General features: G+C 73.3%; 27 protein-coding genes. 18 read left to right on the top strand and 9 right to left on the bottom strand.

Annotation, left to right across the window (positions count from 1 at the left end):
* Positions 1–17 precede the first annotated feature (17 nt).
* The 3 genes from GRQ65_RS08100 to lpdA all read right to left on the bottom strand — a co-directional run bounded on the left by GRQ65_RS08100 (position 18) and on the right by lpdA (position 4551).
* Positions 18–1442 (bottom strand): right-handed parallel beta-helix repeat-containing protein, encoded by a 1425-nt coding sequence (locus GRQ65_RS08100; RefSeq protein WP_160877028.1) that lies wholly within the window; start codon positions 1440–1442, stop codon positions 18–20.
* Between the two features lie 231 nt (positions 1443–1673).
* Positions 1674–3080, bottom strand: a complete 1407-nt coding sequence (locus GRQ65_RS08095) for an NAD(P)H-quinone dehydrogenase (protein WP_160877026.1) — start codon at positions 3078–3080, stop codon at positions 1674–1676.
* Positions 3081–3132: 52 nt separating this feature from the next.
* Complete coding sequence (lpdA, locus tag GRQ65_RS08090; protein WP_160877024.1) at positions 3133–4551, bottom strand: dihydrolipoyl dehydrogenase; 1419 nt, start codon at positions 4549–4551, stop codon at positions 3133–3135.
* 69 nt (positions 4552–4620) lie between these two features.
* On the opposite strand from lpdA, the gene GRQ65_RS08085 reads away from it, so the two are divergent.
* From GRQ65_RS08085 to GRQ65_RS08055, 7 genes are all read left to right on the top strand, one after another.
* The gene (locus tag GRQ65_RS08085; protein ID WP_160877022.1) at positions 4621–5073 is read left to right on the top strand and encodes a gamma-glutamylcyclotransferase; all 453 of its coding nucleotides are present in this window, start codon (positions 4621–4623) and stop codon (positions 5071–5073) included.
* A gap of 18 nt (positions 5074–5091) precedes the next feature.
* On the top strand, positions 5092–5907 hold the full coding sequence (locus GRQ65_RS08080; RefSeq protein ID WP_160877020.1) for a purine-nucleoside phosphorylase: 816 nt from the start codon (positions 5092–5094) through the stop codon (positions 5905–5907).
* Positions 5904–6551 carry a TetR family transcriptional regulator gene (locus tag GRQ65_RS08075; RefSeq protein WP_160877018.1) on the top strand — a complete coding sequence of 216 codons (648 nt, stop codon included), beginning with the start codon at positions 5904–5906 and terminating at the stop codon, positions 6549–6551. Before GRQ65_RS08080 ends, GRQ65_RS08075 begins: the two co-directional genes overlap by 4 nt.
* 28 nt (positions 6552–6579) lie before the next feature.
* The gene (locus GRQ65_RS08070; RefSeq protein WP_160877016.1) at positions 6580–7401 is read left to right on the top strand and encodes an NAD-dependent epimerase/dehydratase family protein; all 822 of its coding nucleotides are present in this window, start codon (positions 6580–6582) and stop codon (positions 7399–7401) included.
* A gap of 32 nt (positions 7402–7433) precedes the next feature.
* A complete protein-coding gene (locus tag GRQ65_RS08065; RefSeq protein WP_160877014.1) occupies positions 7434–7817 on the top strand; it encodes a MerR family transcriptional regulator in 384 nt (127 codons plus the stop codon).
* A 60-nt stretch (positions 7818–7877) separates the two neighbouring features.
* Positions 7878–8867: an aldo/keto reductase gene (locus GRQ65_RS08060; RefSeq protein ID WP_202387784.1), complete on the top strand. Its 990-nt coding sequence runs from the start codon at positions 7878–7880 to the stop codon at positions 8865–8867.
* Between the two features lie 327 nt (positions 8868–9194).
* Positions 9195–10835, top strand: a complete 1641-nt coding sequence (locus GRQ65_RS08055; protein ID WP_337191563.1) for a phospho-sugar mutase — start codon at positions 9195–9197, stop codon at positions 10833–10835.
* Positions 10836–10838: 3 nt separating this feature from the next.
* Here GRQ65_RS08055 and GRQ65_RS08050 read toward each other — a convergent pair whose 3' ends face one another.
* A complete protein-coding gene (locus tag GRQ65_RS08050) occupies positions 10839–11459 on the bottom strand; it encodes a hypothetical protein (protein ID WP_160877010.1) in 621 nt (206 codons plus the stop codon).
* 61 nt (positions 11460–11520) lie between these two features.
* Here GRQ65_RS08050 and deoC point away from each other — a divergent pair, with 61 nt between their 5' ends.
* The 3 genes from deoC to GRQ65_RS08035 are packed head-to-tail and all read left to right on the top strand — an operon-like array spanning position 11521 to position 14817.
* On the top strand, positions 11521–12504 hold the full coding sequence (gene deoC / locus GRQ65_RS08045; RefSeq protein ID WP_160877008.1) for a deoxyribose-phosphate aldolase: 984 nt from the start codon (positions 11521–11523) through the stop codon (positions 12502–12504).
* 1 nt (position 12505) lies between these two features.
* Positions 12506–13936, top strand: coding sequence for an aldehyde dehydrogenase family protein (locus tag GRQ65_RS08040; RefSeq protein WP_160877006.1), 1431 nt, complete (start codon positions 12506–12508; stop codon positions 13934–13936).
* Positions 13933–14817 carry an aldehyde dehydrogenase family protein gene (locus tag GRQ65_RS08035; protein ID WP_160877004.1) on the top strand — a complete coding sequence of 295 codons (885 nt, stop codon included), beginning with the start codon at positions 13933–13935 and terminating at the stop codon, positions 14815–14817. Before GRQ65_RS08040 ends, GRQ65_RS08035 begins: the two co-directional genes overlap by 4 nt.
* A 9-nt stretch (positions 14818–14826) precedes the next feature.
* On the opposite strand, the gene GRQ65_RS08030 is transcribed toward GRQ65_RS08035, so the two are convergent.
* Complete coding sequence (locus GRQ65_RS08030) at positions 14827–15447, bottom strand: hypothetical protein (protein ID WP_160877002.1); 621 nt, start codon at positions 15445–15447, stop codon at positions 14827–14829.
* 124 nt (positions 15448–15571) lie between these two features.
* Here GRQ65_RS08030 and GRQ65_RS08025 point away from each other — a divergent pair, with 124 nt between their 5' ends.
* From GRQ65_RS08025 to GRQ65_RS08015, 3 genes are read left to right on the top strand one after another with little or no spacing between them, the layout of a single operon-like run.
* A complete protein-coding gene (locus GRQ65_RS08025; protein ID WP_160877000.1) occupies positions 15572–16198 on the top strand; it encodes a hypothetical protein in 627 nt (208 codons plus the stop codon).
* Positions 16199–16227: 29 nt separating this feature from the next.
* A complete protein-coding gene (locus GRQ65_RS08020; protein ID WP_160876998.1) occupies positions 16228–16548 on the top strand; it encodes a hypothetical protein in 321 nt (106 codons plus the stop codon).
* Positions 16545–17366 carry a hypothetical protein gene (locus GRQ65_RS08015; RefSeq protein ID WP_160876996.1) on the top strand — a complete coding sequence of 274 codons (822 nt, stop codon included), beginning with the start codon at positions 16545–16547 and terminating at the stop codon, positions 17364–17366. The genes GRQ65_RS08020 and GRQ65_RS08015 overlap by 4 nt, the downstream gene beginning before the upstream one ends.
* Positions 17367–17441: 75 nt before the next feature.
* On the opposite strand, the gene GRQ65_RS08010 is transcribed toward GRQ65_RS08015, so the two are convergent.
* Positions 17442–17771: a CBU_0592 family membrane protein gene (locus GRQ65_RS08010; protein ID WP_160876994.1), complete on the bottom strand. Its 330-nt coding sequence runs from the start codon at positions 17769–17771 to the stop codon at positions 17442–17444.
* Positions 17772–17891: 120 nt separating this feature from the next.
* On the opposite strand from GRQ65_RS08010, the gene GRQ65_RS08005 reads away from it, so the two are divergent.
* The gene (locus tag GRQ65_RS08005; RefSeq protein ID WP_160876992.1) at positions 17892–18812 is read left to right on the top strand and encodes a LysR family transcriptional regulator; all 921 of its coding nucleotides are present in this window, start codon (positions 17892–17894) and stop codon (positions 18810–18812) included.
* Here GRQ65_RS08005 and GRQ65_RS08000 read toward each other — a convergent pair.
* Positions 18794–19387 carry a TetR family transcriptional regulator gene (locus GRQ65_RS08000; protein ID WP_160876990.1) on the bottom strand — a complete coding sequence of 198 codons (594 nt, stop codon included), beginning with the start codon at positions 19385–19387 and terminating at the stop codon, positions 18794–18796. The two genes, GRQ65_RS08005 and GRQ65_RS08000, sit on opposite strands and share 19 nt — an antisense overlap.
* A 22-nt stretch (positions 19388–19409) precedes the next feature.
* Here GRQ65_RS08000 and GRQ65_RS07995 point away from each other — a divergent pair, with 22 nt between their 5' ends.
* Entirely contained in the window at positions 19410–20612 is a 1203-nt protein-coding gene (locus GRQ65_RS07995) for an MFS transporter (protein WP_160876988.1), read from the top strand.
* On the opposite strand, the gene GRQ65_RS07990 is transcribed toward GRQ65_RS07995, so the two are convergent.
* Positions 20557–21066, bottom strand: a complete 510-nt coding sequence (locus tag GRQ65_RS07990; protein ID WP_160876986.1) for a hypothetical protein — start codon at positions 21064–21066, stop codon at positions 20557–20559. The two genes, GRQ65_RS07995 and GRQ65_RS07990, sit on opposite strands and share 56 nt — an antisense overlap.
* A 33-nt stretch (positions 21067–21099) precedes the next feature.
* Here GRQ65_RS07990 and GRQ65_RS07985 point away from each other — a divergent pair, with 33 nt between their 5' ends.
* The 3 genes from GRQ65_RS07985 to GRQ65_RS07975 are packed head-to-tail and all read left to right on the top strand — an operon-like array spanning position 21100 to position 22938.
* Positions 21100–21699 carry an ATP-binding protein gene (locus GRQ65_RS07985; RefSeq protein ID WP_160876984.1) on the top strand — a complete coding sequence of 200 codons (600 nt, stop codon included), beginning with the start codon at positions 21100–21102 and terminating at the stop codon, positions 21697–21699.
* Complete coding sequence (locus GRQ65_RS07980; protein WP_160876982.1) at positions 21696–22166, top strand: hypothetical protein; 471 nt, start codon at positions 21696–21698, stop codon at positions 22164–22166. Before GRQ65_RS07985 ends, GRQ65_RS07980 begins: the two co-directional genes overlap by 4 nt.
* 37 nt (positions 22167–22203) lie before the next feature.
* Positions 22204–22938 carry a hypothetical protein gene (locus GRQ65_RS07975; RefSeq protein ID WP_160876980.1) on the top strand — a complete coding sequence of 245 codons (735 nt, stop codon included), beginning with the start codon at positions 22204–22206 and terminating at the stop codon, positions 22936–22938.
* 18 nt (positions 22939–22956) lie between these two features.
* On the opposite strand, the gene GRQ65_RS07970 is transcribed toward GRQ65_RS07975, so the two are convergent.
* Positions 22957–24084, bottom strand: a complete 1128-nt coding sequence (locus GRQ65_RS07970) for an adenosine deaminase (RefSeq protein ID WP_160876978.1) — start codon at positions 24082–24084, stop codon at positions 22957–22959.
* Between the last annotated feature and the right edge of the window lie 41 nt (positions 24085–24125).

The raw sequence follows: 24125 nt of genomic DNA, 5'->3' as shown, positions 1-24125 counted from the left end.
CTCGACCACCGGTCGCGTCAGTACTCCGTGCTGGTCACGTCGAGCCCGGTGCGCTCGCGCCACTCGGCGACGCTGCTGCTGGTGGTGCCGTCGGCGTAGCTGGCGAAGACCGGGCCGGTGAAGTGCAGCCGGTTGCCGTCGATGGTGACGTCCTCGGCGACGGGATCCACTCCGAGGTGGTAGACCTTCTGCCACTGGGCGATGGTGTTGTCGGCGATGGTCAGCCCGCGCACGCCGGTGGAGAACTCGTCACCGGTGTCGACCACGAAGACCCACCAGTCGACCTCGAGGAAGTCGTTGCCGGTGATCTGCATGCCCGTGGCGCAGCGCAGGATCAGCCCCTTGGACCACGCGACGCCGCCGGGTGGGCGGCCGGTCGCGGTGTTGCCGGTGAAGGTGTTGTCGACGCAGGCGCCGCCGGCCCCGGTGCCGGTCTCGAGGACGTTCTCGTTGCCGTCGAGGGTGTTGCCGTGGATGCGCAGGTGCGAGGCGTTGTAGATCTCGAAGGCGCCACCGTCGGTCTCGTAGTCCGACGACGGCCCGGCGTTGCCGCTGATGACGTTGGCGGTGGCCGTCGGGCCGGGCGTCGAGGTGAGGTTGGTGAAGGCGATCGCGCTCGCCCCGAAGTCGTCGTTCGGGTGCGCGCGGGTGTTGCGGATGATGACGTCGTTGTCGTGGATGCGGTTGGCGACCACCTGGGCGCCGCGACCGCCGCCGTTGAAGTAGATGCCGGCGCCGTTGCCCGAGATGTCGTTGTCGAGGAGGCGCGAGCCGTCGGCGCCGCGCACGAAGATGCCGTAGCAGCCGAACGGCAGACCGGCGTCGTTGGTGCTCCGGCTGTCGCGCACGGTGGTGTCCCGCACGGTGACGTCGGTCGCCGCCGCGTCGATGCGCACCCCGCTGCTGCCGTTCTCCTCGAAGCCGCCGCGGGGCGAGGAGTTCGGGACGCAGCCGGTGACGGTGAGACCGGCGAGGGTCGCGTCGCGGGCCGCGATCCGCACGACGTCCTGCACCCCGGCCGCGCCGGTGACGACGACGTCGCCGTCACCGGAGGAGGCCACCGTCTGACCCGGCCGGGTGATCGTGAACGGCGCGTAGCTGCCCGCCGCGACGCTGATGGTCGCCCCCGGCGGCGCGGTCCGCACCGCCCGCGCGATCGATCGCCACGGTCTCGCCTGCGAGCCGGGTCCGGTGTCACTGCCCAGCGGGTCGACGTACCAGACCGAGCCGGAGCCGGCGTAGTCGGCTGAGTCCGCGTCGGAGTCCGCGTCGGAGTCGGCGTCGGGCTCCGGGGCGAGCGCGTCCGTCGGACCCGTGTCGACACCGGACCCGATCTCGTCGTGCGGGAACGCCCCGACGTCCTTCGCGTCGTACGCCGCCGCCCAGTCGCCCGCGCCGACGGCGGTCCACACCCGGCCGGAGTCGGTGTCGGTGTGCGCCACGGCCGGACCGGAGGGCCCGAGAGCGAGGGCGACTGTCACGCCCAGGAGACCGGTCAGCGACCGGACGGCTCGGCCGCCGCGCGTGTGCAGGTGCGTGCGCACCATGGTGCCTCCCCCGTGTCGGCCCTGGTGAGCCTAGGCGGGAGAGCAGTGGTCTGGACATGGCCCAAGGGGTGGACGTCCGTCGGGCGGATGAACAGCAGGAGTGCCGCAGTGTCCCTGCGGCCGGGCCTACTGCTCGACGCGGAAGTGGTGCAGGCGTCGCGCGGCCTCGGCGACGGAGCCGCTCATCGAGGGGTAGACGGTGAACGCCTGCGCGAGCTGGTCGGCCGTGAGCGACTCCGCCACGGCGAGCGCGACCGGGTGGATCAGCTCGCTGGCGCGCGGACCGACGACCACGCCGCCGACGACGATGCCGGTGCCGGGGCGGCAGACGAGCTTGACGAAGCCGTCGTGGACGCCCTGCATCTTGGCCCGCGGGTTGCCCGACAGCGGAAGCGAGACGACCTCGGCCTGGATGTCGCCGGCGTCGACCGCCTGCTGCGACCAGCCGACGGTGGCGATCTCGGGGGCGGTGAAGACGTTGGAGGAGACCTGCTTGAGGTCGAGCGGCTGCACGGCGTCGCCGAGCAGGTGCCACATGGCGATGCGGCCCTGCTTGGCCGCGACGGAGGCGAGCATCAGCACGCCGGTGCAGTCGCCGGCGGCGTAGACGCCGCGCGCGCTCGTGCGGCTGACCCGGTCGACGGCGACGAAGCCGCCGTCCTTGAGGACGACCCCGGCCTCCTCGAGTCCCATGTCGGCGGTGTTGGGCACCGAGCCGAGCGCCAGGATGCAGTGCGAGCCCTGCACGGATCGCCCGTCGGTGAGCGTGACGGTGACGACGTCGCCCTCGCGGGTCACCGACTCCATCCGCGACTTCGACAGCACGTTCATCCCGCGCCGGGTCAGGACGTCCTCGAGGACCCCTGACGCGTCGGCGTCCTCGCCGGGCAGCACCCGGTCGCGCGAGGAGACCAGGGTGACCGGGATGCCGAGGTTGAGGTAGGCGCTGGCGAACTCCGCGCCCGTGACGCCGGAGCCCACGACGATGAGCTCGCTCGGGACCTCGGTGAGGTCGTAGACCTGCTCCCAGGTGAGGATCCGCTCGCCGTCGGGCTGCGCGGTCGGCAGCGTGCGCGGCGCGGCGCCGGTCGCGAGCAGGACGGCGTCGGCCTCGAGCGTCTCCTCGGAGCCGTCGGCCTTCGCCACGCGGACCCGGTCGGGGCCGTCGAGACGGCCGCGGCCGTGCACCAGCGTGACCCCGTCGCGGTCGAGACGTCGCGCGATGTCGGCGGACTGCTCGGCCGCGAGGGCCTTGACCCGGGCGTTGACCTTGCCCAGGTCGACGCGGATCGAGGTGGCCGCGTCGCCCTCGTGGTCGGTGAAGTCGAGCCCCAGCTCGGCCGCGCCGCCCAGCTCGCTCATCACCTCGGCCGTGGCGATCAGGGTCTTGCTTGGCACGCAGTCGGTCAGCACCGCCGAGCCGCCGAGGCCGTCGGTGTCGACGATGGTCACCTCGGCGCCGGCCTGGGCCGCCACGTGGGCCGCCTCGTAGCCTCCCGGGCCACCGCCGATGATGACGACGCGCTCTGCCATGCGGATCCGATCTCGTCTCGGGTCGGGTGCGGGGGTCGTGCTCAGCGCCCCGTCACAGGTTGATCATGTGGCCGGCGATGCCCTCGACGGCCTCCTTCATCGCCTCCGACAGCGTCGGGTGCGCGAAGACGTTGCGGGCGACCTCGTCGGCGGTGAGGTCCCACATCTGGGCCAGCGTCAGCGCCGGCAGCAGCTCGGTGACCTCGGGGCCGATCATGTGGGCGCCGATGATCTCGTTGTGCTCGGCGTCGGCGACGATCTTGACGAAGCCGACGCCCTCGGCCATGCCGCGGGCCTTGCCGTTGGCCGAGAACGGGAACTGCGAGACCTTGACGTCGTAGCCTTTCTCCTCGGCCTGCGCCTGGGAGTAGCCGAACGACGCGATCTGCGGCTGGCAGAACGTCGCCCGCGGGATCATGTCGAAGTCGATCTCCTGCGTCTCGGCGCCCGCGATCGTCTCGGCCGCCACGACGCCCATCGCCTCGGCGGTGTGGGCCAGCATCAGCTTGCCGGTGACGTCGCCGATGGCGTAGACGCCCTCGACATTGGTGCGCCCGCGCTCGTCGACGGCGATCGCGCCGCGCTCGGTCAGCTCGACGCCCGTGGCGTCGAGGCCGTAGCCGTCGATGCGCGGGGCGAAGCCGAACGCCGCGAGGAACTTGTCGGCCTCCAGCACCTGGCTGTCGCCGCCGGCGGCCGGGCTGACGGTGACCTTGACCCCCGACCCGGTGTCCTCGACGTCGTCCACCTTGGTCGAGAGCAGCACCTTCACGCCGAGCTTCTTGTACTGCTTGAGCAGCTCCTTGGACACGTCGGCGTCCTCGGTGGGGACCATCCGGTCGAGGAACTCGACGATCGTCACGTCCACGCCGAAGTTCTTCATGACGTAGGCGAACTCGACGCCGATGGCGCCCGAGCCGCCGATGACGATCGAGGAGGGCAGCTCGCTGTCGAGGATCTGCTCCTCGTAGGTCACGAGGTTCTTGCTCACCGACATGCCGGGCAGCATCCGCACCTTGGCGCCCGTGGCGATGATCAGCTCGTCGCAGGTGTAGGCGGCGACGTTGCCGTCGCGGTCCTCGACGTTGAGCCCGTGGCCGCCGTCGCGGGGGCCGGTCAGGGTGCCCCAGCCGTCGACCTCGGTGATCTTGTTCTTCTTCATCAGGTAGTGCACGCCCTTGGCGCTGGCCTCGGCCACGCCGCGGCTGCGCTGGTGGGTCGGGCCGAACGCCATCGTGGCGTCGCCCTCGATCCCGAACGTCTTCTTCTCGTGCGTGATGATGTGGGAGATCTCGGCGTTGCGCAGCAGCGCCTTCGACGGGATGCAGCCGACGTTGAGGCACACCCCGCCCCAGTACTTCTCCTCGACGACCGCGACGGTCTTGCCGAGCTGGCTCAGGCGGATGGCGGCGACGTAGCCGCCGGGGCCGGCGCCGAGGACGATGACATCGAAGTGGCTGGTCTCGCTCACGCCTCCACAGTAGTGCTGTGTCGCAGCGCACTGGGGACCGCACCTCACCCGGCGTCTACCCTGCTGCCCGTGACCCTCTACGCGGCGTACGGGACGAACCTCGACCCGGCGCGCATGGGCGAGCGGTGCCCGCACTCCCCCCTGTCGACGACCGGGTGGCTGAGCGGGTGGCGGCTGACCTTCGGCGGGGAGGAGCACGGCTGGGACGGCGCGCTCGCCACGATCGTCCAGGACCCCTTCGACCAGGTCTACGTCGCGGTGTACGACGTCACGCCGGAGGACGAGGCCCAGCTCGACACCTGGGAGTCCGCCGACTCGGGGCTCTACCGCAAGACCAAGGTGCGGGTGTCGTCGCTGAGCGGCGAGCAGGTCGTGTGGACCTACGTCCTCGACGCCTACGAGGGTGGACTGCCGTCGGCGTCCTACCTCGGTGTGCTGGCCGACGCGGCCGAGGCCTCGAGCGCCCCCGCCGACTACGTCGCCGCGCTGCGGCGGCGTCCCTGTCGCTCCACGGGCCTGTGACGACTTAGGCTCCCCCGGATGAGTGAGCCGACCGACACCCAGACCTCGCCGTACGACCTGGCCCAGAGCGCTGCCGAGCGCCTCGCCGAGCTGACCGGTGCAGAGCGCCACGACGTCGCGCTCGTCCTCGGCTCGGGCTGGTTGCCTGCCGCCGACATGCTCGGCGAGACGCTGGCCGAGATCGAGACCACCGACCTCCCGGGGTTCAGCGCCGCGGCGGTCGCCGGCCACTCCGGCAAGATCCGCTCGGTGCAGGCCGGCGAGCACCGCGCCCTGGTGTTCCTGAGCCGCACTCACTACTACGAGGGGCGCGGCGTCGACGCCGTCGTGCACGGCGTGCGCACCGCGGCCCGCGCCGGCTGTCGCACCATCGTGCTGACCAACGGCTGCGGCGGGCTGAAGGAGACCTGGACGCCCGGCACCCCGGTGCTCATCAGCGACCACATCAACCTGACCGGCCGCTCCCCCGTCGTCGGGGCGACCTTCGTCGACCTCACCGACCTCTACAGCTCCCGGCTGCGGGCCCTGTGCCGCGAGGTCGAGCCGTCGCTCGACGAGGGCGTCTACGTCCAGTTCCCCGGTCCCCACTACGAGACCCCCGCCGAGATCGGGATGGTCCGGGCCATCGGTGGGCACCTCGTCGGCATGAGCACCACCCTCGAGGCCATCGCCGCCCGAGAGGCCGGGATGGAGGTGCTCGGCATCAGCCTCGTCACCAACCTCGCCGCGGGCATCGGCGGAGAGCCGCTCAACCACGAGGAGGTGCTCGCCGCCGGCCGCGCCGCGGCCGAGCGCATGGGCGGCCTGCTGTCCCGGGTGGTGCCACGCCTGTGACCACCCCTGCCGGAGCCGAGACCCGTCGCAAGCTCGTCGAGACGGCCACCCGCGCCTTCGCCGAGGACGGCATCGAGCGCGCCTCCCTGCTCGACATCGCCCGCCGCGCCGGCCAGCGCAACCGCGGCGCCGTGCACTACCACTTCGGCTCGCGCACCGGCATCCTCGCCGTCGTGCTCGAGGGGCACGTCGGCTTCCTCCACGAACGCCACGCCGCGCTCCTCGAGACCGCCCTCGCCACGCCGTACGACGGGCCGCAGGCGCCGCTCGGCCCGGTGCTCGAGGCCCTCATCCGCCCGTGCGTCGACCTGGCCGACCGCGACTGGGAGGGCCGCTGCTTCCTGGTGATCGTCGCCGAGCTCATCGGCGCCGACCCGGCCTCGGTCGACCCGACCATCCGCGAGGTGATGGCGCGCACCGGTGGTCAGGCGGTCTACGACGAGCTCGAGGAGCGGCTGCCGCCGCTGCCCCACGACCTGCGCGTCGAGCGACTGACGCTGATGACGACGTTCGTGCTGCGCGCCGTCGCCGACCGCGCCCAGTCGGTCGAGCAGCCCCAGGGCCGCCCCCAGCTCGACGCCGACCGGTTCACCGCCAACCTGGTGGCGATGGTCGCGGGCATGCTCACCGCCCCCGCGCCCTGACCGTCTGAGCTGTCTCTAGAGTCCGAGCATGCGAGTCCTCGTCACCGGCGCCGCCGGCAGCATCGGCCAGGTCGTCACCCTCGGACTGCTCGAGCGCGGTCACGACGTGGTCGGACTCGACCGGGTGCCCGCCCCCGACCACGGCGACCTGCCGTGGCACACCCTCGACTGCGCCGACCCCGACGCCGTCGCCGCCGTGTTCGCCGAGCAGTCCGCCGAACGCCCGCTCGACGCCGTCGTGCACCTGGCGGGCCACCCCGGCGAGGCGTCGCTGCCCGACTCGCTGACCTCCCACGTCGTCACCACGGCGGCCTTGCTCGACGCGATGGTCGAGCACGGCGTCCGCCGCCTCGTCTACGCCGGCAGCAACCACGCCGTCGGGCACACGCCGCGCCGCGAGCTGCCCGGTGAGCTCCTCGACGTCGACACCCGTCCCCGGCCCGACACCTTCTACGGCGTCGGCAAGGTCGCCGCCGAGGGGCTGCTCAGCCTCTACGCCGACCGCTACGGCCTCGACCTGGTCTCGTGCCGGATCGGGTCGTTCCTGCCCGAGCCCACGACCGTCCGCAACCTGTCGACGTGGCTCTCCCACGACGACTGCGTGCGCATGGTCGAGGCCGCCCTCACCGCGCCCGCCCCCGGCTTCGCAGTCCTCTACGGCATCTCGGCCAACACCCGGGCGTGGTGGGACCTCGCCCCCGGCCGGGCGCTGGGCTACGAGCCCCGCGACGACGCCGAAGAGTGGGCCGACCGCATCGCGGCGCGCCCCGAGGACGACGCGGAGGCCGCCCACGTCGGCGGGCCGTTCGCCGGCGAGGAGTTCTACCGGCCCGCGCTCGACCGGGCTTGACCTGGAGTGCGCTCCAGGTCGGACACTGGGGCGTGACCACCTCCGGACTGTCCATCGCCGACGCCGCCGAGCGCACCGGCCTCAGCGTCGACACGCTGCGCTACTACGAGCGCGACGGGCTGATGCTCGCCCCGGTGCCGCGCACCTCCTCGGGCCACCGCGCGTACGGCCCGGACGAGCTGCGCTGGATCACCATGGTGACCCGACTGCGCTCCACGGGCATGCCGATCCGTGACGTGCGCCGCTACGCCGCGCTCGTGCGCGCCGGTGAGGGCAACGAGGCCGAGCGTCTCGCCCTCCTGCAGGCGCACCGCCAGGTCGTGCTCGCCCGGCTCGCCGAGGTGCAGGACCACCTCGGGGCCATCGACCACAAGATCGGCATCTACACCGACGCGGTGTCCTCCTCGGCCGCCTGACCCGGTCCGCGCCCACAACCCCTTGACCTGGAGCGCACTCCAGGGAGTTCAGTGGGAGCCATGACCACCACCCGCACCCTCGGCACCACGTCCGCCCTCACCGTCAGCGAGCTCGGGCTCGGCTGCATGGGCATGTCGGAGTTCTACGGCACGGCCGACGAGCAGACCGCCCTCGACACGATCCACCGGGCGCTCGACCTCGGCGTGACCTTCCTCGACACCGCCGACATGTACGGCCCCTTCACCAACGAGCAGCTCGTCGGACGCGCCATCGCCGGTCGCCGCGACGAGGTCCAGCTCGCGACCAAGTTCGGCAACGAGCGCAACCCCGACGGCAGCTGGGTCCGCATCAACGGCACGCCGGAGTACGTCCGCTCCGCGTGCGACGCCTCCCTGCAGCGACTCGGCGTCGACCACATCGACCTCTACTACCAGCACCGCGTCGACAAGAGCGTCCCCATCGAGGAGACCGTCGGCGCCATGGCCGAGCTCGTCGAGGCCGGCAAGGTGCGCCACCTCGGGCTCTCCGAGGCGGGCGCCGAGACCATCCGGCGCGCCCACGGGGTGCACCCGATCACCGCGCTGCAGAGCGAGTACTCGCTGTTCACCCGCGACCTCGAGGACGCCGTGCTGCCGGTGCTGCGCGAGCTCGGCATCGGCCTGGTGCCCTACTCCCCGCTCGGGCGCGGCCTGCTCACCGGGGCGGTCACGGCCGACTCGCTGGAGTCCGACGACAGCCGCGCGACCGGTCGCTTCCCCCGCTTCGAGGGTGAGGCGCTCGACGCCAACCTCGCCCTCGTCGCCCGCATCCGCGAGCTCGCCGGCCAGCACGGCTGCACCCCCGGCCAGCTCGCGCTGGCCTGGGTGCTCGCCCAGGGCGACGACGTCGTGCCGATCCCCGGCACCAAGCGTGTCGCCTACCTCGAGGAGAACCTCGGCGCCACCGACGTCACCCTCTCCGACGAGGACCTCGCCGCCCTCGAGGACGCCGTCCCCCGCGACGCCGTCGTCGGCGACCGCTACGGCGACATGTCGACCATCGACGCCTGACCCGACGTCCGGCGTGCGCCGACCCGGCGCAGAGTGCTGTCAGACGTACGCCGACCCGGCGCAGAGTGCTGTCAGATGTACGCCGACCCGGCGCAGAGTGCTGTCAGATGTACGCCGACCCGGCGCATAGTGCTGTCACTTCGCGCCGGGTCGGCGTCGTTCCAGCGACACTTCGCGCCGGGTCGGCGTCGTTCCAGCGGCACTTCGCGCCGGGTCGGCGTCGTTCCGGCAGCACTTCGCGCCGGGTCGGCGTACGTGTGGTCTTAGGCTGCTGAGGTGAGTGGTGCAGCGACGTCCGACGGTGACCGTGGAGTGAGCGCAGGGCCTGTGTCAGGTCTCGTGGAGCAGGCCCGCGCGTGGGCGGCGGCGGACCCCGACGAGGTGACCCGCGCCGAGCTCGAGGAGCTCCTGGGGCGGGTCGAGGCCGGCGACGACGAGGCTGCGGCCGACCTGGCCGACCGCTTCGACGGCACCCTGGAGTTCGGCACCGCGGGGCTGCGCGGTGCGGTCGGCGCGGGCCCCAACCGGATGAACCGGGTCGTCGTCACGCGGGCGGCGGCGGGGCTCGCGGCCCACCTGCGCGACACCGGCGCCATCGGCCCCGTCGTGGTCGGCTTCGACGCCCGCCACCGCAGCGACGACTTCGCCCGCGACACCGCGGAGATCATGACCGGCGCGGGGTTCAAGGTCTGGGTCATGCCGCGACCGCTCCCGACGCCGGTGCTGGCCTTCGCGATCCGCGAGCTCGGCTGTGCCGCGGGCGTGATGGTCACCGCGAGCCACAACCCGCCGCAGGACAACGGCTACAAGGTCTACCTCGGCGACGGCAGCCAGATCGTGCCTCCGGCCGACGCCGAGATCGCCGAGCGGATCGCTGCCGTCGGGGCGATCGCCGACCTCCCCCGCGGCTCGGCGGGATCCGTGCTGGGAGAGAACCTCGTCGACCGCTACCTCGACACCGTCGCGGAGCTGGCCGAGGACGGCCCTCGCGACCTCGAGATCGTCTACACGCCGCTGCACGGCGTCGGTGGCGCGCCGGTCGTGCAGGTGCTCGAGACGGCCGGGTTCTCCACCCCTCGCGTCGTGACCGAGCAGGAGCAGCCCGACCCCGACTTCCCGACCGTGGCCTTCCCCAACCCCGAGGAGCCCGGCGCGATGGACCTCGCGATGGCGCTGGCCGCCGAGCACGGCGCCGACCTCGTGGTCGCCAACGACCCCGACGCCGACCGGTGCGCAGCGGCCGTGCCGACCGGCACCGGGTGGCGGATGCTGCGCGGCGACGAGGTCGGCGCGCTGCTCGCCCGCCACCTGCTCGACCGCGGCCGCGAGGGCACCTTCGCCTGCTCCATCGTCTCCTCCAGCCTGCTGGGCAAGCTGGCGGCCGCCGCGGGCCAGCCGTACGCCGAGACGCTCACCGGGTTCAAGTGGATCGGCCGCGTCGAGGGGCTCGCGTTCGGCTACGAGGAGGCGCTCGGCTACTGCGTCGACCCTGAGCACGTCAAGGACAAGGACGGCGTGAGCGCGCTGCTGCTGCTCTGCGAGCTCGCCGCCGAGCAGAAGGCCGCCGGCCGCACGCTCCTCGACGTCCTCGACGACATCGCCCTCGAGCACGGTCTGCACGCCACCGACCAGGTCTCGGTGCGCGTCGCCGACCTCGCCCTCATCGGCCAGGCCATGGAGCGGCTGCGCACCGCACCGCCGAGCGAGCTGGGAGGCCTCGTGGTCGAGGGGGTCGACGACCTCGCCGCCGGCAGTGTCGACCTGCCGCCCACCGACGGGCTGCGGTTCCGTCTGGCCGACGGCGCGCGGGTCGTCGTACGACCCAGTGGCACCGAGCCGAAGCTCAAGGCCTACCTCGAGGTCGTCGTGCCGGTCGACGCCGAGGCCGGTGCGGACGCCGCCCGGATCAGCGCCGCGACGCGCCTCGACGCCATCGGCGGCGACGTGCGGGCCGCGCTGGGCCTCTGAGGTCTAGACGAGCACCGCGACGACGAGGAACGCCACGGAGCCCACGAGGGCGCCGATCTCGATCCACGCGGGCTCGCGGCGGGTCTCGGAGGCGATCGTCTCGAGCTCGGCGGAGTACGCCGCCACGCCGCGACGGGCGCGGTCCTCGGCGATGAGGTCGCGCAGCCGCAGCTCGACGTAGTCGCCGTAGACCATGCCGGACTCGACGACCTTGTCGGCCTCCGCGCGCAGGCCGCCGCGCTCCTGGCGGGCCCGCTCGACGGCCGAGCCCCGCATCGCCTGGCGCAGGGTGCGCCCGGTGCCCGAGGTGACGTAGCGCTTCCCGCCCGCGCGCACGGCCATCACCTGGCGCACGGCGACCTCCTCGACGGCGGCGAGCGGGATGCGGATGGTGTCGAGCATCGTGCGCATCACCAGCGTGCCGGGCTCCACCCACACCCGCGGGCGGATCGTCGAGGTCCACACCAGCACGGCGAGCAGCAGCCCGAGCGCCGGCACCCAGAGCGGCACGTTGTCGTGGTCGACCACGCCGAGCACCACCATGGCGGCGGCCACGACGAGGCCCAGCGCGGCGCTCACGTGCCCACCCGCGCGCGCGAAGGTCTCGGTCCGCTCTGCTGCCACCGCTCCAGGGTAGGCGGCACGGAAGAGGGGGGACGGCGCGGCCGAGCCTATGCTGACCGGCATGGCTGTGGACGCTGTTGTGGACGCCGAGGAGCACGCTCCCGGGACGACCGCCGCGCCGCTCGACGTCGCCCGCTCGGACGCCTCCCTGCGCCGGTTCCTGCACGGGCTGCCCGGGGTCGACCAGGTCGGCGCCGAGGCCCGCGCGGCCGCTCTCGGGACCCGTTCGATCAAGACGACCGCGAAGGCGACCGCTCTCGACCTCGCCATCTCGATGGTCGACCTGACCACGCTCGAGGGGGCCGACACCCAGGGCAAGGTCCGCGCGCTGGGCGCCAAGGCCGTGCACCCCGACCCGAGCGACGCGAGCTGCCCGCGGGTCGCGGCGGTCTGCGTCTACCCCGACATGGTCGCCACCGCCAAGGCCGCGGTCGGCGCCAGCGGCGTCAAGGTCGCGGCCGTCGCCACGGCGTTCCCGAGCGGTCGCGCCGCGCTCGACATCAAGCTCGCCGACACCCGCGACGCGGTCGAGGCCGGCGCCGACGAGATCGACATGGTGATCGACCGCGGGGCGTTCCTGTCCGGGCGCTACCTCGAGGTCTACGAAGAGATCGTCGCCGTGCGCGAGGCCTGCGGGCCGGCCCACCTCAAGGTCATCCTCGAGACCGGGGAGCTCGCGACCTACGACAACGTCCGCCGCGCCTCCTGGCTGGCGATGCTCGCGGGCGGGCACTTCATCAAGACCTCGACCGGCAAGGTGCAGCCGGCCGCGACGCTCCCGGTCACGATGATCATGCTCGAGGCGGTCCGCGACTTCCGCGAGGCGACCGGGGTGCAGATCGGCGTCAAGCCCGCCGGCGGCATCCGCAGCGCCAAGGACGCGATCAAGAACCTCGTCGTCGTCAACGAGGTGGCCGGACCCGACTGGCTCGACCCCGACTGGTTCCGCTTCGGCGCCTCCACCCTGCTCAACGACCTGCTGATGCAGCGCATCAAGCTGACCACCGGCCGCTACACCGGCCCCGACTACGTGACGGTGGACTGAGATGGCCCGCACCGAGCTCGAGTACGCCCCCGCGCCCGAGTCGCGCAGCATCGTCGACATCAAGGCCTCCTACGGCCTGTTCGTCGGCGGGGAGTTCGTCGACGGCCACGGGTCTTCGTTCAAGACCGTCAACCCGGCGACCGAGGAGGTCCTCGCCGAGGTCGCCGAGGCCGACGAGCACGACGTCGACCTGGCCGTGAAGGCCGCTCGCCGGGCCTACGACCGGGTCTGGTCGCGGATGCCGGGCTCCGAGCGCGCGAAGTACCTCTTCCGCATCGCCCGCATCATCGCCGAGCGCTCCCGCGAGCTCGCCGTGCTGGAGTCGATCGACAACGGCAAGCCGATCCGCGAGGCCCGCGACGTCGACGTGCCAATCGTCGCCGCGCACTTCTTCTACTACGCCGGCTGGGCCGACAAGCTCAGGCACAGCGGGTACGGCGAGACGCCGCTCGGCGTCGCCGCCCAGGTCATCCCGTGGAACTTCCCGCTGATGATGCTCGCCTGGAAGGTCGCCCCGGCCCTGGCCTGCGGCAACACCGTCGTGCTCAAGCCGGCCGAGACCACGCCGCTGACCGCCCTGCTGTTCGCCGAGATCTGCCAGCAGGCCGAGCTGCCGCCGGGTGTGGTCAACATCGTGACCGGCGCCGGCGCGACCGGTCAGGCGCTGGTGGGCCACCCGGACGTCGACAAGGTCGCGTTCACCGGCTCGACCGAGGTCGGCAAGGCCATCGCCCGCTCGGTCGCCGGCACCGACAAGCGGCTCACCCTCGAGCTCGGCGGCAAGGCCGCCAACATCGTCTTCGACGACGCCCCGCTCGACCAGGCCGTCGAGGGCGTCGTCAACGGCATCTTCTTCAACCAGGGCCACGTCTGCTGCGCCGGCTCGCGCCTGCTCGTGCAGGAGTCGGTCGCCGAGGAAGTCCTGCACCGCCTCAAGCGCCGGATGGCGACCCTGCGCGTGGGTGACCCGCTCGACAAGAACACCGACGTCGGCGCCATCAACTCCCCCGAGCAGCTGGCCCGCATCCGCGAGCTCAGCGAGGCCGGCGAGGCCGAGGGCGCCGAGCGCTGGACCGCGCCCTGCCAGCTCCCGGACACCGGGTGGTGGTTCGCCCCGACGCTGTTCACCGACGTCACCCAGGCCCACCGCATCGCCCGCGAGGAGATCTTCGGCCCGGTCCTGTCGGTGCTGACGTTCCGCACGCCCGCCGAGGCGGTCGCCAAGGCCAACAACACGCCGTACGGCCTGTCGGCGGGGATCTGGAGCGACAAGGGCTCGCGCATCCTGCAGGTCGCCAGCCAGCTGCGCGCCGGCGTGGTGTGGGCCAACACGTTCAACCAGTTCGACCCCACGAGCCCCTTCGGCGGCTACAAGGAGTCGGGCCAGGGCCGCGAGGGCGGCCGCCACGGTCTGGAGGCCTACCTGCGATGACCCCGTCCCCCACCGCGCGGGCCGACGTCCGCAAGACCTACAAGCTCTACATCGGCGGCGCGTTCCCGCGCTCGGAGTCGGGCCACACCTACGAGGCGCTCGACGCCAAGGGCCGCTGGGTCGCCAACGCCGCTCTCGCCTCGCGCAAGGACGCCCGCGACGCGGTCGTCGCGGCCCGCTCCGCGTTCGGGGGCTGGTCCGGGCGCACGGCGTACAACCGCGGCCAGGTGGTCTACCGCGTCGCCGAGGTGCTCGAGGACCGCCGCGCGCAGTTCGTCGAGGCCGTGCAGCGATCCGAGGGCGTCAATGCCCGCCAGGCGAGTGCGACCGTCGACGCGAGCGTCGACCGGCTGGTCTGGTACGCCGGGTGGGCCGACAAGATCGAGCAGGTCGTCGGCGGCAGCAACCCTGTCGCCGGTCCCTACTTCAACCTCTCCGCACCCGAGCCGACCGGTGTCGTCGCGGTGCTCGCCCCGCAGGCCTCGAGCCTGCTCGGCCTGGTGTCGGTCGTGGCGCCGGTCATCGTCACCGGCAACACCGCGGTCGTCGTCTCGTCGTTCCGGCGCCCGCTGCCGGCGGTCACGTTCGGGGAGGTGCTGGCCACCTCCGACGTGCCCGGTGGCGTGGTCAACCTGCTCACCGGTGACGCCACCAGTCTCGGGCCGTGGCTCGCCGCCCACATGGACGTCAACGCGATCGACCTCGCCGGGCTCGCCGGTGACGCCGTCGTCGCCGCCCAGCACGAGGTCGCCGCCGCCGACAACCTCAAGCGGGTCGTCCGTGCCCCCGCCGCGGAGCCGGACTGGACGGCCGAGCCGCCGCTCACCGCCATGACGGCGTTCCTGGAGACCAAGACCGTCTGGCACCCGCGCGGCGTCTGAGGACGACGCTCAGCCCAGCAGGCCCTCGCTGAGGTACGACGTCGCGAGCCCGGTCACGTCGTACTCCACCTGTGCGGTCGGCTGACCCGGCGCCTCGACCTCGACGACGAGCAGTGCACCCTCCTCGGGCAGCCGCGAGACGTCGATGACGTGACCGCCTGCTCCTGCGCCGCCCTCCGCTGATCCCACGGCAGAGGTGGCCACGCAGCGGTTGTCCTGGACCTCCACCTCCGGCAGAGGCCCGCTGCGCAGCTCCTCGCAGCGCTCCGCGACCGCGGCGGTCGCTCGCTGCGCGGGTGAGCGGTCCCCGGCTTGCGGGAACGAGGTCACCTCGAGGGTGACGTCGACCGACTGGCCCCCTGCCTGCCCGTCCATCGTGCAGGTCGCCCGGGAGGTGCCACCCTCGGTCGACGTCGCATGGTCCGTCGCCGAGAGTGCGTACGCCTCCCGGAACTCCTCGGGCACGGTGGCGCAGAGATCGTCCGGCAGCGAGGACGCCGGCGTCGGGGTCGGCTCCTGCGAGCCACCCCCGCAGGCGGCGCCGAGACCAGCGACTGCGACGAGGGAGGCGACCGCAGCGGCGCGACGAGGAGAAGCGATCGGTCGCCAGGGGCGTCGCGGAGGGCGCATACCCCGAGCATGCCACCGGGCGGACCCGGGCAACCCCGCCTGTTTCGCCCCGACCCATCGGGGGCAGAGCGTCTGACAGGACGACCGTCGCACGTGCGTCCGCACCCGACCGTGAGGGGAACCCATGCCGCACCTCGACCACGAGGGCACCGCGCTGCTCCACCGCATCCAGGCGCTCGAGGGAGCGGACGTCGCGCGCGACGTGGCGCCGACGTCGGGGCGGGACGAGGCGGAGCGGCTCGAGATCACCGTCGACGCCGCGCGCCGCGTCACCCGCGTCGTGGTGCTGGACCCGTCGGGGCTGCGGACGCCGGAGAGGCTGCAGACGGCCGCGCGGGAAGCGCTGCGCGCGGCCGACGGGGCACGGCTCCTGGCCTCGCTCACCGCCTCGGGCACGGCGCAGGCGTGGCTGGAGAAGGCCGATGCCCTGCGGCGCGGTGAGGTCCGTCCCGACCCCGGGCGCCGGCCCGACGTCTCCCGCGCGGCGTCGGTCCAGCGCCGTCTGCGGAAGTCGGCGCGAGGGGATGCACCCCGATCCGTGCCGCCGCCCCCGGTCGTGGGCGTCTCGGACAACGGCTACCTGCGCGTGACCCGGTCCGGCACGGGCGAGCTCCACCGACTCGAGGTCGACCTGGAGTGGCTGCAGGCCGCCGACACCGGTCGCCTCGCCGACGCCCTCACGCAGGCGATGTCCGGGTCCCCCGCGAGCCGCACCACGGCCTACCGCGGCCACGACGGCACCACCGCCTGACGACGCCACGACAGCGGCAGGAGACGAACATGGGCACCCTGAAGGCAGACCGCGACGCACTCGACGAGGCGGCAGCCGGGTTCTACGGGATCGCGGCGGAGCTCACCAAGGCGTGCGAGTCCATCCGCCGGGGAGAGGGCCGCGGCTCGGAGTTCGGCTGGTTCGCCAGCCGGGCCGGCATCGACAGCGCCCACGACACCTTCATCGCCGACATGATCACCGCCCTGGAGGCAGGAGCCCAGCGCCAGACCCAGATCGGCGACATCATCCGGGGCATCGCACAGGACTTCGGCGACACCGACGCCGAGCAGGCCGACCGCTACCACAACCCCGACGGGACGCCGGCATGACCTACGACCACTACGCCGACTTCACGCCCGACGTCGAGTCGAGGCTCAACGAGTTCGCCGACAAGATCGAGCAGGGCCTGTCCGACGTCATCCGGCAGTGGAACGACTCCACCGCCGGCTCCCCGTGGCTCTGGCTCTCCCCGGGTCTGGCCGCGGCTGCGCAGTGGGCGCTGCAGAAGCTCGAGGAGGCGTGCCAGGCCATCTGGGACGAGTTCGAGGACTTCGTCGACGACGTCTGGGAGAAGGTCGACGACTGGACCGGCGACCCGTGGGAGCTGATGGAGATGAACGCCGCCTACATCACCGCGGCGGGCGGCATCCGCGACGAGAAGATCGTCATCGACCGGATCCTGCGCGAGGTCGGCAAGTCCTGGTCCGGCGAGGCGTTCACGTCCTTCCAGGGCGTGGCCGGGGAGCAGAAGAACTCGATCAGCGGCATCGACGGCGGCCTCACGAAGGCGGCCTCGGCGTGCGCCGAGGCCGCCAACGAGATCCGGTCCAGCTGGCGCGACGTCATCGACGCCCTGCTGCAGTACGCCGGCAGCATCATCGACGCGATCAAGGAGGGGACGAACGCCGGTCAGTGGGTCTCCCTCGAGATCGGCCCCGCCGTCAAGGTCATCGGCGACGCCGTCGTCCGCATCCTCGACCTCTGGAACACCCTGGACGCCTACTTCGACACCAACGCCACCGTGCACACCGACATGTGGCGCTCGCTCAACTCGGGCCTCGACGGGCTCGACGCCAACAACGCCTGGCCGGCGCTGTCGTCGCTCGACACCGGCGACATGAGCGACCAGGGCAGCTGGAACCGCTGACCACCGGGGTGGGGGCGCCGGTGGTCAGCGGCCGGTCAGCGGCCGGCTCGCGCCGCAGGGCGCGCCTCGGGCGGCTCAGGCAGCGCTGACGACCGGGATCGGCCCGGTGGGCGGCTCGGGGTCGCCGACGGGCTCGCGCAGCTCGACGACCGGCGCGAGGCGCTCGCGGCGCCGGGCGCGGATCGTCAGCACGATCGTCTGCGCGGCGATGCCCGACCAGAGCAGGTTGGACACGACGCTCGGCCAGGCGCCGACCGCGGAGCTGCCGGCCGCGCCGAGCAGGCCGCCGAGACCGTTGATCACGGAGTAGCGGATCGAGGTGGCGCCGAGGGTGCCTCGCGTCAACAGGACGTAGGCGCCGATGGTGCCGATGGTCCCGATCCAACCCAGTGCTGCCGCGATCATGCCCGTGCCTCTTCGTGCTCTGCCGAGGGCCGCACCGTGCGGCCTCACGACGTCCATGGTGGGACGGTCGAGGGGTTAGCGCAATTGCACTCTGATGGACTCTGGGTTCAGTATTCGTGAATGGAGATCGACCCCCGCCGTCTGCGTTTCCTGCTGGCCATCGCACGGACGGGCGGCGTTCTCGCAGCAGCCGACGAACTGAGGGTCACGCCGTCCGCGGTGAGCCAGCAGGTGACCCGACTGGAGCAGGAGACCGGCCGCACGCTGCTGCAGCGGACCCCGACCGGCAGCGTCCTGACCCCGGCCGGCCTGGCGCTCGCCGAGGCGGCCGAGGACGTCGAGCGGGCGCTCATCCTGGCCCGCGAGCGGCTCGAGACCGACGTGGCCGAGGTGAGCGGCACCGTGCGGGTCGGGGGGTTCGAGTCGTTCTTCGCGACGATCCTGGCCCCCGCGCTGCCGCAGTGGCGTGCGCGCTACCCCGGGCTGCGGATCGACACCATCGAGGCGGAGGAGGACGACCTGCTGCGGGGGCTGCGCTCGGGTGGGGTCGACGCCCTGGTCGTCGAGCTCGACGCGGAGGGCAGCTACACCCCGCCGCGCGGGACGACCGACGTACCTCTCCTCGACGAGCCGTGGAAGCTCGTCGTGCCCACCGGTCTGCTCTTCTCCACCGAGGTCGTCGACCTCGGCCGGCTCACACTCCCCTGGCTGGGCGTCGACCCCTCCGCCGCGAGCGCCCAGGCGATCGAGCGGGTGCGCCGCCTGCTCGACGCCGACACCTCGACGGCGCACACCTACTACAGCGTTCGCAACGCGCTCGCGCTCGTCGCCGCGGGCGAGGGCATCACCCTCATCCCGTCGCTCGCGCTCGAGGCCCAGACCACCGAGGGCGTCGACGCACTCGACATCCCCGGGCTCGGGATGCGCCGCATCGTGCTGCGCCACCTCTCGCGCTCACGCGGCCGCAACGCCCTGCTCGAGACCGCGACCGCGCTGGTCCGGGAGGCGGCCGCGGCGTTCTCCTACGAGCCGACGGGCTGACCTGCGGCGACCGCCCGGGCGGCGTCGTCCACGAGGATCAGCGCGATCCGGCACCCCAGCCCGGGGGCGTCCTCGCCGCGCAGCCGCAGCGCCAGCTGGCCGGACACGACCAGCACGAGGGCTCGCGCGAGCTCTTCGGCCCCTGCGCCCGCGACCGGCTCGGCCAGTGCGGTCAGCCGCTCGAGCATCGTCACGGACTCCAGCCTCAGCGCATCGGCGAGCGGGGCGGGCGGGTCGGCGTACTCCGCCGCCGTCCCGAGGAAGGCGCACCACCGCGCCCCCTCCGGTCGGGCCCGGAACGACTCGAGCGCGGCGAAGACCGCGAGCAGTCGGCCGCGGTCGTCCTCGGCCGCCGCCACGGCCTCGTCCCAGACCTCGCACCAGTGCTGGTGGCGTCGCTCGAGCGCCGCGGCGACCAGGCCCTCCTTGCTGCCGTACGCCCGGTAGAGCGTGGCCGGCGAGGCCCCGGCCCGCTGCAGCACCGCGTCGACCGGCGTCGCCACGACCCCCCGGCTGAACAGCAGCTCGTCCGCGGCGTCGAGCAGCCGGGTCCGGGTGCTGGTGCGGGTGGCCACGTCGCGAGTCTAGACTGCAGAAATGAAACGAACGTTATCGTTTCGATCCGGCCGAGAGACCGCGCTGGTCGTCGCCGGCACCGGGCTCATCGCAGCGTGCTACGGCCTGGTCCGACTGGCCTACGGCCTCTTCCTGCCCGACGTGCAGGCCTCGACCGGACTCGGCTCGAGCGCCGCTGGTCACGTCTCCTCGGGAGCCTCGCTCGCCTACTGCGTCGGGGCGCTGACCGGCACGACCGCACGCACCCGGGCGCGACTGCTGGTGGTGGTCGCGCTGGCGACCGCGGCGTTCGGCTGCGGCGGGATGGCCCTGGCGCAGGGGCCCGCGCTGTTCGCCGCGTCAGCCGTGCTCGCCTCGATCGCGGCGGGCGTGGCCTCGCCCGCCCTGGTCGAGATCGTCGCCCGCAACGTCGACGCCACCGCCGCGCCGCGAGCCCAGGCGGTCGTCAACTCCGGGACCGGCCCGGGCCTGGTCGCGGCCGGCCTGCTCGCCCTGGTGCTGCTGCCGGACTGGCGCACCGGCGTCGTGGTCGGCGGCGCCGTGACGGCGCTCGCCGCTGTCGCGGTGCTGGTGCTCGACCGGGCTCCCGTCGTACGCCGTCAGGAGGGTCCAGCGGGGCCCGGCGGTGCGCGGTGGCTGGGGGCGCTCGTCGCGCCCGCCCTCGGTGCACTGCTGCTCGGGACGGCCTCCGCGGTGGTGTGGACCTTCGGCCGCACCCGGCTCGAGGAGGCGGGCGCGAGCTCCACGGCGTCGACCTGGGCGTGGATCGCCCTCGGGCTCGGGGGCGCACTCACCGTGGCGACCGCCGCGCTGGTCGCGCGGACCGATCCCGCGCGGGCCTGGCTCGGCTGCGTCCTGACGGTCGCCGCGGCGACCGCCGTGCTCGGAACGGCCGCCGACCGCACCGCCGCCGCCGTCGGCGCCTGCCTGGTCTTCGGGTGGGGCTTCGTGGCCGCGACGTCGACGCTGATCGCGTGGACCGGCGTGTTGGCTCCCGAACGGGTGGCCGCCGGCACCTCGCTGCTGTTCGTGGTCCTGGTGCTCGGCCAGGCGATCGGCTCGTCGGCGGCGGGCGAGCTGGCCTCGCGCGCCGGGCTCGCCACGGCGTTCGTGGCGATGGCCGCCGTGGGTGTGGCCGCCGCCGCGGTGGGCTGGCGTCCCCCGGGACTCAGCCGATCAGTGCAGCGACGGCCTCGCGCACCTGCGCCCGAGGGGTCGGGCTGAGCACCGCGACGGTGACCTCGGTGACCGCGCCGCCGTCCCGCTCGAGAGCCACCTTGGTGGCGCCGACCTCGGCGTCCGGCTCGACCGCGCAGGCGGTGACGGTGCGACCGAGCAGCTCACCGAGCCAGTCGGCCGGCACACCCGCGGCGACCCCGCCGGTGCGGTCGAGGGTCGCGCAGAGCCGGTCGTAGCCGCCCGGGCGGTCGCGCACCTCGACGTAGCCCTCCTCGGCCTCTCGCCGGCAGCCGCGCTGCGTCGCCTCCGCCCCGTCGCCGACCGGCGTCCAGCCCAGCGTGGTGAGCACGTCGTCGGGGACGCGGCTGAGGCACTCGGCGGCGGTGGTGACCGACGGCGTTCCCGGCGTCGGGCGTGAGTCGTCGTCGCTCGAGCAGCCCACGACCCCGGCGGCCGCGAGCACGCTGAGCGCGACGACGAGCGACCGGCGGATTCCCACGCGGCCAGCCTGCCACGGCATGATGGGCCGGTGGTGGCTGCGCGGGTGATCGTCCTCGCCGGCCCCTCGGGCTCCGGCAAGTCCTACCTCGCCCGCCGCCTCGCCCTGCCGGTCTTCCGGCTCGACGACTTCTACCGCGACGGCGACGACCCGGCCCTGCCCCGCATCGACCACGGCGCCAACGCCGGGCTCGTCGACTGGGACGACGTCGGCTCCTGGCGCCTCGACGAGGCGTGCGCGGCCCTCGAGGAGCTCTGCCGCACCGGTCGGGTCGAGACCCCGGTCTACGACCTGTCGGCCAGCGCCCGCACCGGCCGCCGCACCCTCGACCTCGCGGGCCGACGGCTCGTCGTCGCCGAGGGCATCTTCGCCCCCGCCGTGGTCGAGCCCCTGCGCGAGGCCGGGCTGCTCGCCGCGGCCTACGTCATCCGGCGCCACCCCGTCGTGACCTTCTGGCGGCGCCTCACGCGCGACCTGCGCGAGCACCGCAAGCCCCCGCTCGTGCTGGTCCGCCGCGGCCTCGCCCTGATGCGCGACCAGCGCCGCGTCGTCGACGAGGCCGTCGCCGCCGGCTGCGAGCCGGTCACCGCCGACCGGGCCTACGCCGCCGTACGCCGCCTGCCGGTCGGGTGAGCCTCGACGTCGCGCAGCTGCGCGGGCTCAGGCAGCCCGACGCGCGCAGCTGCGGACCGAGTGCGCTCGTCGCCGCTCGGATGCTGCTGGACGGCCGAACCGTCTCGCGGGACGAGTTCGGGGCGCGGGTGCTGGCGCTGCACCGCGACGTCACCTCGGTCGCCGGCGCCGGGTTGCCCTGGCCCCGCGCGCTCGGCACCCCGCCGTGGGGCGCCGCCCGCCGGCTCGCGGCCTGGACCGGCACCCGCCACCGCACCCGGGTCAACCGGTGGCGCCACCTCTCCCCCGAGGCGTGCGGCCGCGCCGAGCCTGTGCTGGTCTACGTCGGCTCGCGATGGCTCCCGCGCCACGTGCTGCTGGTCGCCCAGGAGAGGGTCTACGACCCCGCGCGCGGCACCGTCGCGCCGGCGTACGACGGCCGGTGGCGCACGACGTGGCTGGTGGTCGAGCCCACCGGGTCGCGCTGAGAGGTTCCCGAGAGGCGGCCTCGCCACGATGCCGCGCATGAAGCGACTCTCCCTGCCCATCGCCCGGCCCGTCGTCCTGCCCCTCGTCACCTCACTCGTCCTGTGCCTCGTCGGCCTCGGCGCTCTCGTCAGCGGCACGTCCTACGCCGCGGGCCAGCTCGCCAAGGGCTCCGTCGGCACCAAGCAGCTCAAGCCGAACGCCGTCACCGGCGCCAAGGTCGAGGACGGCAGCCTGACCAAGGCCGACTTCGCCCCGGGTCAGCTGCCGGCCGGCGCGACCGGTCCCACCGGTCCGGCCGGTCCCGCGGGCGCCCCCGCACTCACGAAGGTCGCAGAGCTGCCGGTCACGGCGGTGCAGTCGACCCCGATCGACAACGGCGAGCTCTGGAGCCGGGCGGGGGACGATCTCGGTTCGTTCACGTTGACCACGGCCGGCGCACCTGTGCGCATCGACTTCGTCACCAGCGTCTACAGCACCGTGTTCTCCTGCGCCTACGAGCTGCGGATCGACGGGCGCGACAGCCTCGGCTTCGCCGGCACCGCCCCGGGCGCGGCCAACGCCCGCGACGTCACGCAGGCCGGGACCGGACAGCAGGCCGCCACCCTCACGACCCTCGTCACAGGACTCTCGGCGGGCTCGCACACCGTCTCGGCGTGGGCCTCGCCGACCACGGCCGACAAGTCGTGCACGGTCAACGCCGGCGGCTGGCGCAACGCGGTCTACGTCTCCGAGTACGCCGCCTCGACGCCGGTGGTCGTCACCACCCCCTGAGGCGACGCGCCGGCCGGGTCAGGCCTCGTCCGACCCGGCCAGCGCGGCGTACCTCGGCTTGATGACGTCGGCGATGATCGCGAGTCGCTCGTCGAAGGGCAGGAACGCCGACTTCATCGCGTTGACCGTGAACCACTCGAGGTCGCGCAGGCCGTAGCCGAAGGCCTCGGCGAGGTGGGTGAACTCCGAGGTCATCGACGTGCTGCTCATCAGCCGGTTGTCGGTGTTGACCGTGACGCGGAAGCGCAGCCGGGTGAGCAGCCCGATCGGGTGCTCGGCGATCGAGGTCGCGGCGCCGGTCTGCACGTTGGAGGCCGGGCACATCTCGAGCGGGATCCGGTTGTCGCGCACGTACGCCGCGAGCCGGCCGAGCTCGACCGAGCCGTCGTCGGCGACGGTGATGTCGTCGATGATGCGGACCCCGTGACCGAGCCGGTCGGCGCCGCACCACTGGATCGCCTCCCAGATCGACGGCAGCCCGAACGCCTCGCCGGCGTGGATGGTGAAGTGGGAGTTCTCGCGCTGGAGGTACTCGAAGGCGTCGAGGTGACGGGTGGGCGGGTAGCCGGCCTCCGCGCCCGCGATGTCGAAGCCCGCCACCCCGCGGTCGCGCCAGGCGACGCTCAGCTCGGCGATCTCGCGCGAGCGTGCCTGGTGGCGCATCGCGGTGAGCAGCTGGCGCAGGACGATGCCCGGGCCGCCGTCGGACCGGCTCGCCTCCATCCCCTGCTCGAACCCCTCCTGCACCGCCGCGACCACCTCGTCCAGAGTGAGGCCGTTCTCGACGTGCTGCTCGGGGGCGTAGCGGACCTCGGCGTAGACGACGCCGTCCGCGGCGAGGTCCTCGACGCACTCGCGGGCGATGCGGGTGAGCGCCGGGCCGGTCTGCATCACGGCGACCGTGTGGTCGAAGGTCTCGAGGTAGCTCACCAGCGACCCCGAGTCGGCCATCCGCGCGAACCACGCGCCGAGCGCCTCGGCGTCGGTCTCGGGCAGCTCGTGACCGATCTCCGCGGCGAGCTCGACGATCGTCTGCGGCCGCAGCCCGCCGTCGAGGTGGTCGTGCAGCAGCACCTTGGGTGCGAGCCTGGCCTGCTCGGGCGTGACGGGCGGACCTGCACTAGGTTCGGTGAGGACGACGCTCATGGCGTCATCCTGTCACCCGTCCCTCCCCCGTCCCGACCTGC

Source organism: Nocardioides flavescens (assembly GCF_009823805.1).
GTDB lineage: Bacteria > Actinomycetota > Actinomycetes > Propionibacteriales > Nocardioidaceae > Nocardioides > Nocardioides flavescens.
This window is presented reverse-complemented; position numbering and strand designations above follow the sequence as displayed.

What these genes read in the sequence shown, in the direction of transcription:
- GRQ65_RS08095 (WP_160877026.1), bottom strand. Translation starts at nt 3,080, where the DNA reads ATGGCAGAGCGCGTCGTCATCATCGGCGGTGGCCCGGGAGGCTACGAG.
- GRQ65_RS08080 (WP_160877020.1), top strand. Translation starts at nt 5,092, where the DNA reads ATGAGTGAGCCGACCGACACCCAGACCTCGCCGTACGACCTGGCCCAG.
- GRQ65_RS08070 (WP_160877016.1), top strand. Translation starts at nt 6,580, where the DNA reads ATGCGAGTCCTCGTCACCGGCGCCGCCGGCAGCATCGGCCAGGTCGTC.
- GRQ65_RS08060 (WP_202387784.1), top strand. Translation starts at nt 7,878, where the DNA reads ATGACCACCACCCGCACCCTCGGCACCACGTCCGCCCTCACCGTCAGC.
- deoC (WP_160877008.1), top strand. Translation starts at nt 11,521, where the DNA reads ATGGCTGTGGACGCTGTTGTGGACGCCGAGGAGCACGCTCCCGGGACG.
- GRQ65_RS08040 (WP_160877006.1), top strand. Translation starts at nt 12,506, where the DNA reads ATGGCCCGCACCGAGCTCGAGTACGCCCCCGCGCCCGAGTCGCGCAGC.
- GRQ65_RS08035 (WP_160877004.1), top strand. Translation starts at nt 13,933, where the DNA reads ATGACCCCGTCCCCCACCGCGCGGGCCGACGTCCGCAAGACCTACAAG.
- GRQ65_RS08030 (WP_160877002.1), bottom strand. Translation starts at nt 15,447, where the DNA reads ATGCGCCCTCCGCGACGCCCCTGGCGACCGATCGCTTCTCCTCGTCGC.
- GRQ65_RS08025 (WP_160877000.1), top strand. Translation starts at nt 15,572, where the DNA reads ATGCCGCACCTCGACCACGAGGGCACCGCGCTGCTCCACCGCATCCAG.
- GRQ65_RS08020 (WP_160876998.1), top strand. Translation starts at nt 16,228, where the DNA reads ATGGGCACCCTGAAGGCAGACCGCGACGCACTCGACGAGGCGGCAGCC.
- GRQ65_RS08015 (WP_160876996.1), top strand. Translation starts at nt 16,545, where the DNA reads ATGACCTACGACCACTACGCCGACTTCACGCCCGACGTCGAGTCGAGG.
- GRQ65_RS08010 (WP_160876994.1), bottom strand. Translation starts at nt 17,771, where the DNA reads ATGATCGCGGCAGCACTGGGTTGGATCGGGACCATCGGCACCATCGGC.
- GRQ65_RS08005 (WP_160876992.1), top strand. Translation starts at nt 17,892, where the DNA reads ATGGAGATCGACCCCCGCCGTCTGCGTTTCCTGCTGGCCATCGCACGG.
- GRQ65_RS07995 (WP_160876988.1), top strand. Translation starts at nt 19,410, where the DNA reads ATGAAACGAACGTTATCGTTTCGATCCGGCCGAGAGACCGCGCTGGTC.
- GRQ65_RS07975 (WP_160876980.1), top strand. Translation starts at nt 22,204, where the DNA reads ATGAAGCGACTCTCCCTGCCCATCGCCCGGCCCGTCGTCCTGCCCCTC.
- GRQ65_RS07970 (WP_160876978.1), bottom strand. Translation starts at nt 24,084, where the DNA reads ATGAGCGTCGTCCTCACCGAACCTAGTGCAGGTCCGCCCGTCACGCCC.